This window comes from Butyrivibrio sp. WCE2006 (assembly GCF_000701985.1).
In the GTDB taxonomy this organism is placed as follows: Bacteria; Bacillota; Clostridia; order Lachnospirales; family Lachnospiraceae; genus Butyrivibrio.
The window spans coordinates 1-17,502 of sequence record NZ_JNKH01000021.1; the positions used below are offsets into that span (position 1 = coordinate 1).

16 protein-coding genes are annotated in these 17,502 nt (G+C 35.6%); 15 read left to right on the forward strand and 1 reads right to left on the reverse strand.

Annotated features, from left to right (window positions below):
* Positions 1–572 (reverse strand): transposase (locus T501_RS21345; RefSeq protein ID WP_044915250.1); only part of this gene is annotated, 572 nt, incomplete at its 3' end.
* A 465-nt stretch (positions 573–1,037) separates the two neighbouring features.
* Here T501_RS21345 and T501_RS12780 point away from each other — a divergent pair.
* The 15 genes from T501_RS12780 to T501_RS12850 all read left to right on the forward strand — a co-directional run bounded on the left by T501_RS12780 (position 1,038) and on the right by T501_RS12850 (position 17,473).
* Positions 1,038–2,576 carry an AAA-like domain-containing protein gene (locus tag T501_RS12780; protein WP_050008301.1) on the forward strand — a complete coding sequence of 513 codons (1,539 nt, stop codon included), beginning with the start codon at positions 1,038–1,040 and terminating at the stop codon, positions 2,574–2,576.
* A 212-nt stretch (positions 2,577–2,788) separates the two neighbouring features.
* A complete protein-coding gene (locus T501_RS12785) occupies positions 2,789–3,607 on the forward strand; it encodes a PBECR4 domain-containing protein (protein WP_155994856.1) in 819 nt (272 codons plus the stop codon).
* A 31-nt stretch (positions 3,608–3,638) separates the two neighbouring features.
* A complete protein-coding gene (locus T501_RS12790; protein ID WP_044915207.1) occupies positions 3,639–4,646 on the forward strand; it encodes a phosphoenolpyruvate carboxykinase (ATP) in 1,008 nt (335 codons plus the stop codon).
* A gap of 11 nt (positions 4,647–4,657) precedes the next feature.
* Entirely contained in the window at positions 4,658–6,562 is a 1,905-nt protein-coding gene (locus T501_RS12795) for an asparagine synthase-related protein (protein ID WP_044915209.1), read from the forward strand.
* A 123-nt stretch (positions 6,563–6,685) separates the two neighbouring features.
* Positions 6,686–6,883 carry a hypothetical protein gene (locus T501_RS12800; protein ID WP_044915211.1) on the forward strand — a complete coding sequence of 66 codons (198 nt, stop codon included), beginning with the start codon at positions 6,686–6,688 and terminating at the stop codon, positions 6,881–6,883.
* 288 nt (positions 6,884–7,171) lie between these two features.
* A complete protein-coding gene (locus T501_RS12805; RefSeq protein ID WP_197027958.1) occupies positions 7,172–7,669 on the forward strand; it encodes a hypothetical protein in 498 nt (165 codons plus the stop codon).
* A 127-nt stretch (positions 7,670–7,796) separates the two neighbouring features.
* On the forward strand, positions 7,797–7,985 hold the full coding sequence (locus T501_RS22910) for a hypothetical protein (protein WP_044915213.1): 189 nt from the start codon (positions 7,797–7,799) through the stop codon (positions 7,983–7,985).
* A 134-nt stretch (positions 7,986–8,119) separates the two neighbouring features.
* Positions 8,120–8,815 (forward strand): polyphosphate polymerase domain-containing protein, encoded by a 696-nt coding sequence (locus T501_RS12815; RefSeq protein ID WP_050008302.1) that lies wholly within the window; start codon positions 8,120–8,122, stop codon positions 8,813–8,815.
* Positions 8,816–8,854: 39 nt separating this feature from the next.
* The gene (locus tag T501_RS12820) at positions 8,855–9,526 is read left to right on the forward strand and encodes a DUF4956 domain-containing protein (RefSeq protein WP_026509738.1); all 672 of its coding nucleotides are present in this window, start codon (positions 8,855–8,857) and stop codon (positions 9,524–9,526) included.
* A 4-nt stretch (positions 9,527–9,530) separates the two neighbouring features.
* On the forward strand, positions 9,531–11,807 hold the full coding sequence (locus T501_RS12825; protein ID WP_155994857.1) for a CotH kinase family protein: 2,277 nt from the start codon (positions 9,531–9,533) through the stop codon (positions 11,805–11,807).
* A gap of 124 nt (positions 11,808–11,931) precedes the next feature.
* Positions 11,932–12,723 (forward strand): asparagine synthase-related protein, encoded by a 792-nt coding sequence (locus T501_RS12830; RefSeq protein WP_044915216.1) that lies wholly within the window; start codon positions 11,932–11,934, stop codon positions 12,721–12,723.
* Positions 12,724–12,777: 54 nt separating this feature from the next.
* Positions 12,778–13,719, forward strand: a complete 942-nt coding sequence (locus T501_RS12835) for a helix-turn-helix domain-containing protein (protein WP_044915217.1) — start codon at positions 12,778–12,780, stop codon at positions 13,717–13,719.
* Positions 13,720–14,003: 284 nt separating this feature from the next.
* Positions 14,004–15,455, forward strand: coding sequence for an ABC transporter substrate-binding protein (locus T501_RS12840; RefSeq protein ID WP_044915219.1), 1,452 nt, complete (start codon positions 14,004–14,006; stop codon positions 15,453–15,455).
* A 295-nt stretch (positions 15,456–15,750) separates the two neighbouring features.
* On the forward strand, positions 15,751–16,650 hold the full coding sequence (locus T501_RS12845) for a carbohydrate ABC transporter permease (RefSeq protein ID WP_026509743.1): 900 nt from the start codon (positions 15,751–15,753) through the stop codon (positions 16,648–16,650).
* Positions 16,643–17,473 (forward strand): carbohydrate ABC transporter permease, encoded by an 831-nt coding sequence (locus tag T501_RS12850; RefSeq protein WP_026509744.1) that lies wholly within the window; start codon positions 16,643–16,645, stop codon positions 17,471–17,473. Before T501_RS12845 ends, T501_RS12850 begins: the two co-directional genes overlap by 8 nt.
* The last annotated feature ends 29 nt before the right edge of the window (positions 17,474–17,502 follow it).

Below are 17,502 nucleotides of genomic sequence, written 5' to 3' on the forward strand. Positions count from 1 at the left end.
CTTCTGTAATCAATAGGATTACAACCATTGACCTGACATTTGCTTGAAGATGAAAGTAAGATGTGGTTAACCGGAAGAAATGTATTTCCATCAGTCCACCCAAGAGTGAGCATTCTGAATCCAAAAAGGTACATATTTTTAGCATGATCATATATCTTTGCAAGCATCTCTACCTTTTTGGAACAGCTCCTTGAATAAGTGGAGTCATCAATGATAAGTGCATTAACTCTGTCTTCAGACGTAGCAGGTGCAATAGATTCCTTACAGATGTTGGCGGCAAGTAGTGTTGTGAAACGAATCCAGTTTATGCTGATGCTATTCATAAAACGATAGTATGTATCTTTGGCAAAAGATAATTCGCTATTTCCGAGAACCATGTCCATGTACATAGATTTGTTTCTAAAAACCAAAGCAAAGGCATAACTCACGATCTGGAGCGGTGTGACGCCTTTCGACTTCTTTGCATTGGATGCTTTGAGAACAGCTGATAAATGAAAACGTTCAAAAAAGTATCTGATAGAATCAGTAATCTGCTTAGAATCGTAGTCGTTCTGTGATATAATTTTAGACAAGGCGTGAGTCTCCTTTGGGATGGTTTTTGGTGGTACTTAAATTATACCAAATGCAGAGGCTTCACGCCTTTAAAAATGCCAGTTCTTATTGAATTATCAAGGTTCTAAAGCACTTTTTTATGTGCGAAGTTTAAGATAATAACACGAGTTGTTCATAAATAGTTTTATGATTCATTTTGTTTTGATTTATTATGTGATAATAAAATAATTACAAAAATTTGTTAAATCTTGAAAATAATAATATAAACATCTTTCAATGTAAAGAATAAAAATATTATAATACATGTGCATATAAAGTTAAAATAATAGACTTATATATAACCAAGGGGATATGAAATATATTGTTCAAGAGTAAATAGAAGATGGGAATAATAAAATTCTATATTTTACGTATTATAAGAAAGGTTGAGAATAATATTGAAACATTTCAACACGCAAGCAGTTTGTATACCATCTAAACACTATATGGTTGATCCTTCGGATAAAGTCGAGCAAATTAAGGAATTTGTTGATGCAGGAGAATATTTTACCATCAATCGTGCAAGACAATATGGAAAGACCACAACTCTTACTGCATTAAAAGAGAGATTAAAAAGCGAGTACATAGTTATAAGTCTGGACTTTCAAGGGATTAGCAAAAGTGGATTCGATTCTGAGCAGGAGTTTGTACAGGAATTTTGCAGGCTTTTGATTAAAAAGAAAAAATCCATCAGTTATTTACCTGACGAGATTGAGAATAAGCTTAATGAATATGTTAATCAGAAGAAACCAAGAATAAAGCTCAGTGAGCTCTTTGTTACATTGACTGAGTGGTGTGAGATTTCACCAAGGGGAATAATTCTAATAATCGATGAAGTAGATAGTGCGACCAATAATCAGGTTTTTCTGGATTTTTTAGCGCAGCTTAGAGATGGCTATATTGCCAGGGATACTGATGATATGCCTGCATTTAAATCAGTTATTTTAGCAGGGGTAACGGATGTGAAACATCTAAAAGCCAGGATACGTGATGATGAGGATGCGAAGGAAAATAGTCCTTGGAATATTGCGGCTGAATTTACAATAGATATGAGTTTGTCCGAGTGTGGAATAAAAGGCATGTTGGACGAATATGAATCGGACCATCATACAGGAATGGATACTGAAGAGATGGCAAAACTCATACATGACTATACTAATGGATATCCATTTCTTGTTAGCCGCATCTGCGAGCTGATAGATATTAGTGTAACTAAGATTCTTACACTTTCCGAAGCGTGGACAAAGGATGGTGTGGATGAGGCTATAAAGCTGATACTTGCTGAAAATAATACATTATTCGAATCCCTTACTAAGAATCTCAATAATATGCCTGAATTAAAGGCTTCAATCAGAAGCATATTGATGGAAGGAACTAGATTAACCTGGAATCCGGATCAAAAGGATATTGTTTTGATGCAGATGTATGGTCTTGTGAGAAATGACCATAATACTGTAAGAATCGCTAATAGAATATTTGAGACGAGATTGTATAATCTTTTTCTATCTGATGAAGAACTGAAAAATAATGTTTTTTCAAGAGAAGGCGAACTGATCAAAAATCAATTTATAGAAGACGGAAAACTTAATATGCGCCGTATTCTTGAGAAATTCATAGAAACATATAATTCTGTTTGTGGTCCATTAGTTGACAGATTTATAGAAAAGGATGGAAGAGAATTATTTTTACTGTACTTAAAGCCTATAATAAATGGAACCGGAAATTATTATATCGAAGCGCAGACAAGAAATCAGACTAGGACGGACATAATTGTTGATTATCTTGGCCGTCAGTATATTATTGAGCTCAAGATTTGGAGGGGAGAGCGATATAATGCAGAAGGTGAAAAACAGATAAGCGAGTATTTGGATTATTTCAACCTTAATACCGGATATATGCTTAGCTTTAATTTTAATAAGAAAAAAGATCAGGGTGTGAGAATGGTACAGATAGGGGATAAGACTCTGTTTGAAGGAACACTTTGAAGAACCAATCTATAAAAAATCTATGAAGAATGTCGATATTACTTGTAAAACACCAGATTATAACGTAGTATTTAATTAGAAATAGATTTACTTTGCTTTGCTTCTATTGTATAATATTAATTCAATGTATAAAAAATATGCAGGCTCACTTGCTGAGGGATTCATGTCGGCTGAACCGGGCACTCCCCTGCTAAAAAAATAATCGTGAACGATTGCCGATAGTAAAGCTTTTGGCTACAGCCAAGAGCTTTACTTTTTATGGAGATAAAATGGATATAACGGATATCAGGAAGTGTGCTAATGCATTTGCGACTTATTTTCTTGAAAGCTTTTATATAGTTGTTACTTACAATGGAAATGGTTTCATTCTTATTGGTGAGACCGATAATTTTCCACATCTAATAGGAATATCAAAGCCGGTTTATAGTTCTAACGGATACAGAACACCAAAGAAGCTGTATAGAGATATAGTTGATGGCAAGCTCATTAGTAAGAAGATTGTACCAAATGTAATATCTACAACTTCCAAAATGTATAAAAAAGTTCGGAACTTCATCAGTAATAGAGATGTTCTTGTAAGCAATAGTTGTCCGATAATTCTGAGATATGATCCTCAAAATTCAAATCGCAAGCTTAATAATGTGGATATACTTATATCAGATTTGAATAAAGGATATATGCTGGGCTGGATATATAATGCCAAGATTAGAGTAAATTCAGATATAGATATTACTAAATATTGCATCAGCACATGGATAGATGAATCGGACGGAACTGTGCAGAGCAAAGAAAAATACATGCCAGGGCAGGATGTTGAGCTTATTAAAACTGTATTGGTATTTGATAAAAATTCAGAACTTCTTCGCCAGAAAGAATACAAGTATAGTGCTAAGCAGAAATTACAAATATTGGATTCCTGTTGCAGAAATAATTGCAATTTATTGTTAGATGATAATAATGCTCGAAATTATATAAAGCTTGCAAAAGAAAAGAATATTTTATGTTCTATAAATGGCGTTGTCTATACATAAAATATATACTTAAGTAAAGCAAAGGTTTTTTATGAAAAGATATAGTTTATATGGACTTATAATTGAATCAGAAGTAGAGTTCATGCAGCTCAATGAAGTCTCTTCAACACAAAAGAATAGCAGAGAAGTACAAGTTGATGCTGTTGTCAGACAGTGTGAATGTGAAGATGAAGTCATAAAATATCTGACAGAACATGATTCATTAAAACGAAAATATGAAATTGGTTTGGATTATGCCTGTTTTTTTAATATGGGTGGTTATTATGTGATCAAAAACGGAAGGGAGATTATCTTCCAGACAGCTAATGATTATACGCCTGAACGTGTTGCTGTATGGCTTCTCGGTTATTGCATGGCTATTCTTCTTTTGCAAAGAAGAATTTTGGCTATTCACTGTAGTGCTGTTACTGATGGAGAAAATGGAGCTTTTCTTATTTCAGGTGAGATGGGAGCTGGAAAGTCCTCTCTTACAAGAAAGCTGATTGAGAAAGGCTTTAAGATGATGGCTGATGATGTTGCTGCAGTTAAACTTGAAGCTGTTCAAGAGTGCAAGCAAGATGACAACAAATTAGCTGACAGAGGCAACAATATAACAAAAGAAGCGATTGTATATTCTGCATTTCCATATCAAAAATTATGCAGGAATGAAGTAGAAAGCAGGAACCTGAACTTAGATGAGCTTTTATATATTGATGAGACAAAAGATAAGTTTCTTGTACCGGCAAAAAATGTATTTATAGATACCCCTCAGAAACTTAAGTTTATGGTTTATTTGGTAGCTGCAGATTCGAAAGAACTTTCAGTTCATAAACTGACAGGTTTTGACCAGCTTATGGCTGTGAAGAATAATCTATTCCTTCATAGGTTGTGCGGTGCTTGGGAGAACGAAAAAGACGTTCTTGAATTATGCATAGGAATTGCAGGAAATTGTCCGGTATATCTTATAGTGAGGCCAAGAGAGGGATTTTATCAGGATAGAATTGCTGAAAAAGTAATTGATATATTTAATGGAAAATTAGAAATACGAGATTTGACATAAGAGGTGAGTGAATGTCAGCTATATGGGGACATATTGATTTTGATGAACAGAATTGTAGTATTGAGTCAATGGTATCGGAATATAAAAGAAAGTGCAAACTGGACAGGATTTCTGAGATGCCTTATAAAAATGCGCTTTTTGGATGCGGGCTGCAGTATATTACAAGAGAGTGTCCTAATGAAGAATTACCTTACTTAATTGACGAGAATACAATTTTAACTACAGATTGTTATCTTTTTAATAGAGATGAGCTGATTAAGGACTTATCGTTATCAGACGATACACCAGATGGTAAAGTTGTTTGTAAAGCCTATTCCAAATGGGGATATGAATTAGTAAATCATTTAAGTGGTTTATTCAGCATAGCAATTTATAATTTCGATAAGAGAGAATTATTTATTTGCTCTGATCAAATGGCTAATAGAAGCATTTATTACTATAGAAGTAATGGTAAATGTACTTTTTCTACATTGATTTCTCCTATATTGCAAGTATATGGAGATATTGCTGTTAATGAAACGTATTTAAAGGATTTTCTCATAGCACCTGGTCTGCTACCAGTTATAAGTGATAATGAAACTCCGTGGGAGGGATTATATATTATTCCTTCAGGTACGTATGTGATTATTAAAGAGAATACTTTTGATACAGTAAGATATTATAAGCCAATTGGACACAAAAAAATAAAATCGATAAAGCAGGCAAAAAACGAGTTTTTGGAAATATATGACCGAGTGGTAAGACAATGTATAAGGACTGATGGAAAAGTATCAATAGCATTAAGTGGAGGATTTGATTCATCTTCTGTAGCAGCTTTTGCTGCGAAAAATCTTGATAAAGAAGGTAAACAACTTTTTTCGTATACATATGTACCATACTATAAAGATGTCCAAAAGGAGATGCCTAGAAATTATATTAGTGACGAAACAGATGTTGTAAAAAAAACAGCCCAAATGTACCCTAATATTGTAACGAGTTTTGAAGATGATTCAGGGGAAACGTTTATTGATTCTGTAGATCATTTTTTGGATATTTTGGAGATTCCATATAAAGCTTATGTAAGTTTGCCTACTATAACAAGAATATTTAAAAAGGCGAAGGAATCCGGAAGTAAAATATTTCTGACAGGTCAATATGGTAATGTCACGGTATCATTTGGAGATGTGTATTTTGCCATGATCCATTTATACAAAAATAAACATTTTTTAAAATGCCTGGAATATTATAATAATTATTATAAGGCTATTAGACTTAGTAGAAAGTCTAATTTAAAAGTTGCTTTTAAGTATATAAGGGATTGCTGTAAAAATAATACTTCTAATACTGACTTTAGCGATGTTGAACTAAATAGATTTGTAAATAAAGACATTCTTAAGGAATATAATGTAGCAGATAGATTTAAAAAATCTAATTTTTTAACAGTTAATTCAAAGTCGTTTACAGTAGAAGATTACTATAGATTCATTTCTGTTTCGAATTCATATAGCGGTGTGGTTGACACTAAAATTGGACTATATACAGGGCTATTGCAGATTGATCCCACTAGACACCCGGATATAATTGAATATTGCATGTCTATTCCTTATGAATATTTTGCCTACAATGGAATACCGAGATACATGATTAGAGGTTTTATGAAAGATATGCTGCCTGAAGATGTGCTGTATCCATATGAAAAATATGGTGCACAGGAGGCTGATTGGCTGCGCAGACTAGAGGGGAAAATACCGGAAGTTATACGCATATTTGAAGCTATGAGCACAGGAGTCGAAATAAAGCATATTAAAATTGATGAGTGTATTAGCTTTTTAAAAAAAGATAATGCGTTGATTTATCAAAAAAACTCTAATTATACTCAGTTATTTATTATATTTGTATACGCTAAATATATACGAAAAATAGCACGCGATACTTGATGGGAGAGAAAAGAAATCTTATTGCCAGGTGAAAAAATGTTACAAAAATGATATATTACTTTACTGTTATTATTTTTTGCTCTATATTTGTTTCAGATGTTTTATATGAAAGGAGTTTTTTAGATGAAGAAATGGAATAGACCAGAAATTGGTTGTATTGAAATTAGTGCTACAGAGTATGGATGGCCAAATGAGAAAATAGATTTGACTTTTTTTGGTGTTCCGATTGGTGATGGCCCTGATAACAACAGACCTCAGCCTCAGCCAGGTCCTACACCTGATCCTACTCCGGATGTAGATCCTACAGGTTATACCAGCTAATAATCTAGTTAAAGGAGCATGACCTTTTATAAGGAACATGCTCTTTTTTGTTCAAGCAAAGTCACAAGCTAGGTGACCATGATGGCATGGATATATGGCGATGTCCGTAGGGGCAAATAACCAGTCTCTCTTGGGCTGAATAGAACAAACAAGATTAAGGAAAATCTTAGATATGTCAGTAGCAATTGCTGCGGGACATTTGTTTGGTGTGAACATATATATATTGCCAATATTATAATGCTTTTGATATAGTTAATATTTTATTCTTTAGAGTCACATGTACTAGTTGTGAATTGGGGGAAACTTTATAGGAAAAAAGTGTGGGATGGGGTAAGGTTTCCTGATGAAATAACAAAAAATGAGGATGAATATGTTTTTCCTGCAATCATGGAGTCTTCTCAAAGGATATACTTGACGAAAAAGGTTGTATATAACCAGGTATTTACTAAGCATAGTATTACTCGAAGTGAGTATGGATTCAAAAATCTTTTCCATGCTGGCGGTGCCGCTGAATTGACTAAATATCTGAAGAATAAAGAATACTATGATATTGCTCTTTTCGAATTTGGGATAGGTACCAGATCTATAATAGATTTTAATGGAGTATTGAAGGACGAAGCATGCCAGAAAGAAATCAAAAGGCTTTATAAAGTGTTTTGCAAACTAGCGAAGGAATTAATTCCTCATGTCAATTTCAAGACCAAAATGAGATTATTACTTTTCAGGTTTTCTTTGAAAGGATATACAGTTTTTCAGAGAAAACATGCTAAAATTGTTGCAAAATAGAATTTGCGTTTGCAGAACAAATGTACTATTATTTTGTATCAATCTTGTTAAGAGGAGTGAAGTAGCATGACAAGATAAGGATGAAGTCAGCTAAGGGAATGTAAATGGTGTAATAATTGTTGTTCTTATGGTAAAAAGTCCTAAGGTTTTCAAACAATATGAATCTGACCGATATATACATAGAATTACAAAGGCAGTAGCTGATAGCGGCATGGAGTTTCCTATGTTTAGACAAATGGCTTTTGTTCAATTGGATAAAGCCCTTGAACTCTTTATATCCGGAAAGTACAATAAAGATGAAGATTTTGAGTTATAAAATTATTAGCTATGATCGAAGATATTAATAATGATAAAGTGCGTGAAGAAACAATGAACGATACATTATATGAGGATATTCGTAACGATGTAGCGTCTATAAATAATTTCTAGATAAATATAAGAAACAGAAATGTGAAAAATAATTTGAATTGTGTATATAGATGTGAAAAGAAATTTTATATCAGCGTATTGGAATATTATTACATAAAACAGTTGGTACAAGCTTTGATGAAACAAGATCCTCATATGGAAGATAAAGGACAGTACTATGTAAGAAGCTTGTATTTTGATTCTGTTGATAACATAGATTATTATTCAAAGCTTTCCGGAATTGAAGAAAGAAAAAAGCTAAGGCTTCGTATTTATGATATTGCTGATACAGCTGTAAAGCTTGAAATAAAGAACCGTTATGGTGATTATATTGAAAAGGAATCATTAACAATTACTAAAGAAGCTGCGCTGTCAGTAATAAATGGAAATTATTCGTATCTTGAAACATATACTGATAGTGTTGCTGTAAAAGCACTTAACATTATGACAGGAAAGTTGTATAAGCCAAAAGTAATTGTTGATTATGATAGAGAGGCCTATGTTTACCCTGAGCATAATGTCAGAGTGACCTTTGATAAGTATATCAGAGGCGCTTTTTCTGATCGGTTGTTTGATGAGAATATTGGCATGGTTCCGGTTATCAGAGAGTCTGTAATGGTAATGGAAGTAAAATATGATAGGGTGTTTCCTGAATTTATTAAACAAGCCATGAGTTCAGCAGCTATTCAGTATTCTTCTATAAGTAAATATTGCATGGTTAGAGAGGCATTAGCTTAGCCAAAGATTTTTCAATTTTAAAAGGATTTTAATTTTAGAATGAGTAAACGAGAGTTACTATATTATTTGCTTGAAAACAACACAAATATCTCAATTGAAGAGATTGCGATTGGGTTAATAATGTCAGTACTTCTGGCATTTTTTATTTGCTTTGTATATAAGAAAACCTATACCGGAGTAATGTATTCTAAAAATTTCAACGTTACATTATTGTTGGTAACAATTATTACTACGATGGTAATGATGATAATAGGAAGTAACCTGGCGCTTTCTCTTGGTATGGTAGGTGCACTTTCCATAATCAGATTCAGAACAGCCGTTAAGGATACGAAGGATAGTGCTTTTATATTTTGGACGATAGCGGTTGGCATAGCCTGCGGATCCGGAATTTACATAATTGCAATTTTGGGAAGTGTTATTATTGCAGCCATTCTTTTCTTTATAAGTAAAGGAGTCTTTGATGATACAACATACCTGATCATAGTTCATACAAGAGAGAATGCTGATGTAGATAAAGTAACTGATATTATTGAAAAGCATTGCACAAAGACCAATCTGAAAATGAAAAATGTTAATTCTCAGGGGACAGATATAACTTATGAGGTGTCCTTTAGCAAAGGAAAAGATTCCAAAATAACAAAAGCAATTAAAGAAGTTGATGGGATTAAAGCAATTAACATAGTTACTTATAACGGAGAAATCGCGGGGTAATATTTTGAGGAACCGTTATTTTTACAGATTAACCGGCAGCATACTTTTGATGCTTCTGGTTTTTCTTTTAATATACTGTATCAAATCTGAATATAGAGATATTAATGCTTATCCTGAAAATGTAACAGGAATTACTCTCTGCATTAATGAAGTTATGTATGAAAATCTAGGTCAGCAGTTAGATTCAGATGGAGATAACAGTGACTGGATTGAAATTTATAATTATGGAACAGAAGCGGTTGATCTTTATGGTATTTCAATTGCCGATCATGTTGTTGATGATAAGAGATGGCATTTTCCTGTTTATGAACTTGGGGCAGGAAATTATCTTATTGTATGGGCTTCAGGGAAAGATAAAGTCACAGATGATGGGGAGATGCATACTGATTTTTTGATAAATCCATCTGACAGACTGATCTTATATGATGAGAATAATATTATTATTGATGAAATGGAAATTAAATCTGCTGTTCAACCTGGGATATCGGTCGGAAGACCTGTAAAAGAACCACAAGTCCTTGCAATTCTTTCAAATAATTCACCCGGATTTCCCAATAATGCTAAGCCTGTTTCCTATGTACCAAGAGTGGATACCAAGCTGGAAGCACCTTCTTTTTCTGTACCATCAGGAATATATGAAGAATTTGCGCTTGAACTATCTACAAATGATAAAGAAAGTGTGATTGTTTATACGTTGGATGGTTCAGAACCTGATGAAAATTCGCATGTTTATACAGGACCTTTGACAATCAGAGACAGAAGTGACGAGGAAAATATATTTGGAAATACAAAGACTACACTCGATTATCTGTTTAAGAAAAAGTGGGAAAACTCATATAATTACAAAGGCGCGGTGGTGAGAGCCAGAGCTTTAAAAGATGGAGTATTGTCCAAAGATATTTCAACAGAGTCTTTTTTTATAGCGCCTAAAACATCCATGAATATTGTTTCATTGACAGTAAATCCGGAGGAGATGTTTGATGAATGGGATGGTCTGTATGTTCCTGGCAAAACATACTACTTATGGAAAAAATATAATAAAAGCATAGAGAATTCTTTTTCTACACCTGCAAATTATTATTCGGATAAAAAGGTAAATGCGCATGTTCAAATTTTTAATAAAGACGGAGCACTTAAAGCTGATAATGATGTAAAACTGAAGGTGGCTGGTTCAGCATCAAAATCCAATGCAGCAAAGGGACTAAGATTGATAGTTAATGATGAAACTGCTGGTTTTGATGTAGGGATATTTGAACTACTTCCGGCAGATAATTTTGAGGATGAGATTAGTGGGGACGTTAATGCGATTACACTAAGACCCAGCGGATCAGATTTTAACAAGACTATGTTTTGTGACGTGTTATGTCAAGCTCTTATAGCCGGAAACCTCGATGTTCCATATCTTGCTGCAGAACCTGCAGTGCTTTTTATCAATGGAGAATACTGGGGAATTCATAATATCAGAGAAGTGTGCAATGAAGAATATTTTTACAGACACTATGGGATTGATAGTGAAAATCTAAATTTAATCAATCTTAATATTGGTACGGCTCCGTATGTAACGGAAATAATTGCCGGTACAGATGATGATCTTGAGGAATACTATGATCTTATTGAGTATGTTAAAACTCATGATATGAATGAGCAGGCTAATTATGCATATTTTTGTGATAGCGTGGATGTAGATAATCTTATAGATTACTTAGTGGCAGAAGTTTATTTTGCTAATTATGATTGGCCGGGGAATAATTATCGTATTTGGAGAGCAGACCAGCCTGATTCAGCTTACGGCGATAATAAATGGAGATTCTTCCTATATGACCTTGATAAAGCCTTAACGTTTTCGGATTTCAATTCGTTGGAATTTCTTTTTGAAGAAAATTATGATAAATCAATTTTGGAAGGAATGAGCCACTATCATGATGAGAACAGGGAGCTCTTCTATAGTCTTATAAAAAATAAGGCTTTTTCTGATAAGTATTATAATAGGCTGAAAGAATGTCTGGATACTTGTTTTTCTGAGGCGACAGTAATTGACAAAATTGATACTATCTATGAGATTTACGCTCCAGAGATAGAATCTCAGTTTTTACGCTGGCATACTACCGATGGATGGCTGAAAAAGATTAAAAACATGATAAAGCCAGGCTATTCAGAAGATGACATTTATACAGTTGAGAATTGGGAAAATAATGTAGAAGCTATGAAGAAATTTGCAGAAAGCAGACCTGGTGTTTTACGAGAATACATAAAAAACATAAAGTGCGGTAATGGCAATTAAAACAACCTGAATTAATTCATACAAAATTGCAATGAATGCTGATTTAATTGTATACATTTGGTGATCTTTTTCATGTAATTGTTGTTCGCGTTTTTATAAATAGGAAGGCATTTTATGTAACTTTATGCGTTCTGGAAATAGATATGCGCAAAAAGCAGCTGAAAGGATGGAACAGGCGAGTATAATAATTTCGCCTGACGGATCTGAGAATTTTAAATTTGCTTTTCCTCCAGGTTCTAACACCTATACAATGATGATAGGTGCTCAATTTGTCAGGGATAAAGGAACAAGAGTTCTTTTTACAGGACATGGTGGAGATGAGGGCGTTAGCCATAGATGCAATGTCTATGAGCTTTTTTATAATCATGAATATTACCACTATTGGAGAAATATCTGGTCGCTGAATCCGGGGCGAAGACGAGTAATAAGAACACTTAAAAAGGGATTTAAAAATATAACTTCTTCAATTAGGGATAATAGAGAAACTTATCTTAACTGGTTTGCGTCACCGGAGCTTTTAAAAGCTGATTTTTCTAAAGGCTTTAGGAAACAAAAAGAGAATACTTTAAAATTTGCTTTTGATCCGGTCGCATATATCCGTGATGACGGCAGCCGTAACAGACTCGATAATCTGGCTCTATTTGGAGCTTGTAGTGGTGTGAGATATCTTATTCCGTATCTTGATTATAGGGTTATAGATTATGCTGTTTCAATTCCAAGGCATCTATACATGAAGCATGGCGTAAAACGCTATATTTTCAGGCAGGCTTTTAAGGATATAATGCCCAGATCACTTTATAGTGTGAGGATAAAAGAAGATACAAGCGTTACTAACATCAAACCTGACGAGAACTGGTATGAGGAATATTCAAGGCGAAAGCAGGAGATTATAGGCGCTCTGGACAGGCATTTTTAGATAATTATTTTTCCGCAGGAAAATATTAACCGATGATAATTTCATGGATTGTATATGGGACGAAAAAAGAAACCGACAATTGAATTCCGCTTTTATGAGATTCCGCAGGGCCAGAGCTGTCTGGCTCTTCTTGGTGAGAAATGGATCAGGGTGTACGGAGAAGCGATAAATACTTTGCATTTTCACAATCTGTTTGAAGTTGGTTATTGCAGATATGGGAATGGTATCGTTGTTCTTGATGAGAGAGTATGCCAGTATGAGACAGATATGTTTACAGTCATTCCTCCTAATTATCCGCACACGACAACAAGTGAAACAGAGAACTTCTGGGAGTATTTTTATTTTGATGTGGATCTTGTGGCACAGCAGATTTATCCGGGGAATGTGCCAAAACAGAGAGAGGCGGTTGCTATTCTGAATAAAAGGGCTGATCTTACCCATGCTTATGAAAAGCCGGAGATCGCCGGAATCATAAAAAGTATCATGGAGGAGATGCGCGATAAGAAGCCTTATTACAAGGAGACTACAAAGAACCTTATCAAGACTTTGTTCTTCATGATAATGAGAATGCACAAATCAATGGAGGCCGAATCACCGACGCTTGTTGAGCGGGAGACCGGTGATGATATGATGAGTATAAAGCCTGCGATTGAGTATATAGAAGAGCACTATGCAGATGAGATAAGGGCGATTGACCTGGCCAATTCCTGCAACATGAGTGAGACTCATTTCAGAAGGACATTTGATGGCATTATAAATATGGCACCCATGGACTATTTAAATCTTGTCAGGGTTCAGAAAGCCTGTGACACCATGAAGAAAACTGATTACTCCATGGAGATTGTTGCCGTCGAATGTGGCTTTGGTAATGTGTCGACTTTTAATAGGAATTTTAAAAAGTTCTTGGGCACATCGCCATACCAATGGAAGAAAAATAAGGATAATTATGTGGGAAAACTCTTAGATTACAATATTCATGCCCTAAAAGGCTGGTAATAGTGAGGGATACTCTATTTAAACAATTAGTTTAGTTCAAACTTTATTCAAAATTTGTTCATATTTGGTCGATAATGCACGTTTTAGTTACTAAAATGTGCATTATTTTTATGTACGATTGGTATAATATACATATATTTGATTCAGAAAGAGATTATTTCAGTCGAAATGACCAAAAAGTACAATTTGATGGTTTTGATAAAAATAATCTGAGATTAGATAATTTCACTAATAAGAATCAAGTAAGATACTATATTTTATTTTCATTAGGGGAGGACACAATAATGAAAAGAAAAGCATTATCAATGGTACTCGCATCTGCAATGACACTTTCAATGATAGCAGGATGCGGTGGAAGCGGAAGCGCAGACACAGCTACAACATCAAATGAGACTACAGAAGCTACTGAGTCTACAGACAGCACAGAAGCTACTGAGTCTACAGACAGCACAGAAGCTACTGATAGCGCTACAGAGACAGCTGATGCATCTGCAGAAGAAGAGGCTGCACCTACAGCTGATGTTTCATCAGAAGGTGAGCACGAACTTTCAGTTTACGCTTGGGATAAGAACTTCAACATCCCTGCTCTTGAAGCAGCTGAGAAGGCTTATCAGACAGTTGATCCTGAATTCAAGCTTAATATCATTGAACAGTCAGCTTCTTCAGACGTTGAGAACGCTGTAACACTTGCAGCTAACTCAGGTGATTATTCACAGCTTCCTGACATCGTTCTTTTCCAGGATCACTACATCCAGAGTTATGTAACAAACTATCCGGATGCCTGGATCGATCTTGAGGATGCAGGTATTGACTGGAGTAACCTTGGTGCTGAGAAGATTTCATATTCAACTATCGACGGCAAGCACTATGGTGCACCTGTAGACAACGGAACATCAATTTTTGCATATCGTACAGACATCCTTGAAGAGTGTGGATACACAATCGATGATGTAACTGGCATTACATGGGACAGATGGCTTGAGATTGGCCGTGATGTTAAGGAAAAGACAGGTAAGTACCTTCTTTCCATGGACCACAACGGAGATGATCTTCCTTACATGATGATGCAGGCAGAAGGTCTTTCACAGTGGAAGGATGGACAGCCTTTCTTCGTAGGTAATGAAGAACTTAAGCAGATTCTTCAGGTTATTATCACAGGCGCACAGGACGGTGTTATCTATCTTTGCAACGACTGGTCTGAGTACACAGACACTTCAATCATCGGTGATCAGGTAGCAGGCGTATTCAATGGTAACTGGATCATTCCTACAATGGAGCAGGTTGCTGAGAATAGTGGTAAGTGGCAGATTACAACAATTCCTACACTTTCAGGTAAAGAAGGCTATGCTGCAAACGGTGGTTCATCACTTTATGTAACAGCTAACTGCACAAAGCCTGATCTTGCTAAGAGCTTCCTTGCTTACACATTCGGTGGCGGAGACGGTGCTATGGATACATATGACAATGCTCTTCGTGACGGTGGTGTTATCGGAACATGCATCTCTGCTTCAAAGTCAGATGTATATCAGGAAGGCGTAGACTTCTTCAATGGTCAGTCAATCTATGCTGATATCGTTAGCATGGGTGCTAACGTTCCTGTAGTAGAGCAGAGTGATTATCACTACAATGCACGTACATACATCCAGGCAGCTATCACAAACGTAATCAATGGTAGCGACCTCGATACAGAACTTCAGAACGCTGAAGATCAGGTCAAGTTCGAGATGGGACAATGATAACTTGGCGAGGTATTTTCGAGCCTAGTTAGAATTGTTGTTCTGGCGAGCGCAGCGAGAGCAGAACTTCCCGCTTTGAATGATAGACTATCACAGCTGGTTAGGACTGTTGTTCTGGCGAGCGAAGCGAGAACAGAACTTCCTTGTGAAAAAACAAGCGAGATCAGAACTTCCTGAGCAAAAATATTAGAGAAGGTTAAATTTATATGGGGAACCGTCTTTCGGTTCCCCATATCTATAAAAAAATTTGGGACATTTTTCAATATAGGTATTTGTGATTTTAAGGAGAACAAAAATGGAAAAGAAAAAGAAGATGAGCCTTTTAGCTAAACAAAGAGCAGCAGGCTGGCTATTCCTTGTTCTTGCATCCGCGATGATTATAATAATGAGCTTTTATCCGATGGTACAGGCACTTATTACTTCTTTCAAGACAGGAACGGGTAAAAATTTCAGATGGGCTGAGCCATGGAACTACAATTACATAAGAATGTTCCAGGATAAGATGTTTATGAAATCAGTAGGAAACACCTTCCTTTATCTCATTATTCAGGTGCCAATCATGCTGATTCTTGCAATTTTACTGGCACAGCTCTTAAACAACAAGGATCTTAAATTCCGCGGTCTTTTCCGTACTTGTGTATTCCTTCCTTGTGCAGTATCGCTGGTATCATATGCACTTATTTTCAGATCAATATTTGCAACCCAGGGTCTTGTGAATATTATTCTTACAAACCTTGGAATCATTCATGAAAACATTAACTGGCTTGGCCAGACCAACACGGCGAGATTTGTAATTATCATAGCGCTGATATGGCGCTGGACAGGATACAACATGGTGTTCTATCTTGCCGGACTTCAGAACATTGAATATTCAGTGTATGAGGCAGCCAAGATTGACGGAGCAAATGCATGGAAGACATTCTGGTACATGACAGTTCCGCTTCTTAAGCCCGTAATAATAATGACATTTATTATGTCAATAAATGGTACTTTGCAGCTCTTTGATGAGTCAGTAAACCTCACAAACGGCGGACCTGCAAACACCACGATTACAATGTCTCATTACATTTACAATAACTCATTTGGACAGGGTGTAGCTAACTTTGGTTACGCATCGGCAATGTCATTCTTCGTACTTATTCTTGTTGCAATACTTGCAGCAATCAATTTGAAAGTAGGTGATACACGTGACTGATAAAAAGAATAAAAGCGCCATTCAGAGAAGGCTGATTCCTACATACATATTTTTGATCATAGTTTCTGTTTTTTCCGTGTTTCCTCTTTTCTGGATGTTCACGGCAGCAACCAACCAGACTGTTGATGTATCAAGAGGTAAGATATGGTTTGGTAATTACATGGTACAGAACTTCAACAACCTTGTGAATAGTTCCAATCTCTGGAAGTCATTTGGTAACTCGCTTTTGTACTCAACAGTACAGACATTACTTTGTATTTTCATATGCTCACTTGCAGGATATGGTTTCGAGCTTTATCACGACAAGGCTAAGGATATCCTCTTTGCTATACTTCTTATGGCAATGATGATTCCCGGTGTTGCTACAATGATTCCTCTGTTTACCATGATGAGCAGCTTCAAGCTTCTTAACACAGTATGGGGCTTTGCGCTTCCTGCCATATCGACGCCGTTTATGATCATGATGTTCAGGCAGAATTCCAGAAACTTCCCTGTGGATATTATGGAAGCTGCAAGAATTGACGGACTCTCAGAGTTTGCGATTTTCTTCCGTATGTATATGCCTGTAATGAAGTCAACCTATGCAGCAGCAGCTGTTATCACCTTCATGAACTCATGGAACGCTTATCTGTGGCCCAGAGTCGTAATGACAGACAACAGAGCGCAGACAATGCCTATGCTTATTGCCAATCTGGCAGGCGGTTACACAATTGATTACGGTATGCTGATGATGGGCGTTTTATTCTGCTCATTACCTACAATGATCGTATTCTTCGTACTGCAGAAGCAGTTTACGGAAGGTATCACAGGTTCTGTGAAATAAATTTTATTGGCAGCGTACTTGGAGAGGAA

Excerpts from the sequence above, each read along its gene's own strand:
- T501_RS12780 (WP_050008301.1), top strand. The coding sequence starts at position 1,038 with ATGGTTGATCCTTCGGATAAAGTCGAGCAAATTAAGGAATTTGTTGAT.
- T501_RS12795 (WP_044915209.1), top strand. The coding sequence starts at position 4,658 with ATGTCAGCTATATGGGGACATATTGATTTTGATGAACAGAATTGTAGT.
- T501_RS12830 (WP_044915216.1), top strand. The coding sequence starts at position 11,932 with ATGCGTTCTGGAAATAGATATGCGCAAAAAGCAGCTGAAAGGATGGAA.
- T501_RS12790 (WP_044915207.1), top strand. The coding sequence starts at position 3,639 with ATGAAAAGATATAGTTTATATGGACTTATAATTGAATCAGAAGTAGAG.
- T501_RS12800 (WP_044915211.1), top strand. The coding sequence starts at position 6,686 with ATGAAGAAATGGAATAGACCAGAAATTGGTTGTATTGAAATTAGTGCT.
- T501_RS12840 (WP_044915219.1), top strand. The coding sequence starts at position 14,004 with ATGAAAAGAAAAGCATTATCAATGGTACTCGCATCTGCAATGACACTT.
- T501_RS12835 (WP_044915217.1), top strand. The coding sequence starts at position 12,778 with ATGGGACGAAAAAAGAAACCGACAATTGAATTCCGCTTTTATGAGATT.
- T501_RS12845 (WP_026509743.1), top strand. The coding sequence starts at position 15,751 with ATGGAAAAGAAAAAGAAGATGAGCCTTTTAGCTAAACAAAGAGCAGCA.
- T501_RS22910 (WP_044915213.1), top strand. The coding sequence starts at position 7,797 with ATGGTAAAAAGTCCTAAGGTTTTCAAACAATATGAATCTGACCGATAT.
- T501_RS12820 (WP_026509738.1), top strand. The coding sequence starts at position 8,855 with ATGAGTAAACGAGAGTTACTATATTATTTGCTTGAAAACAACACAAAT.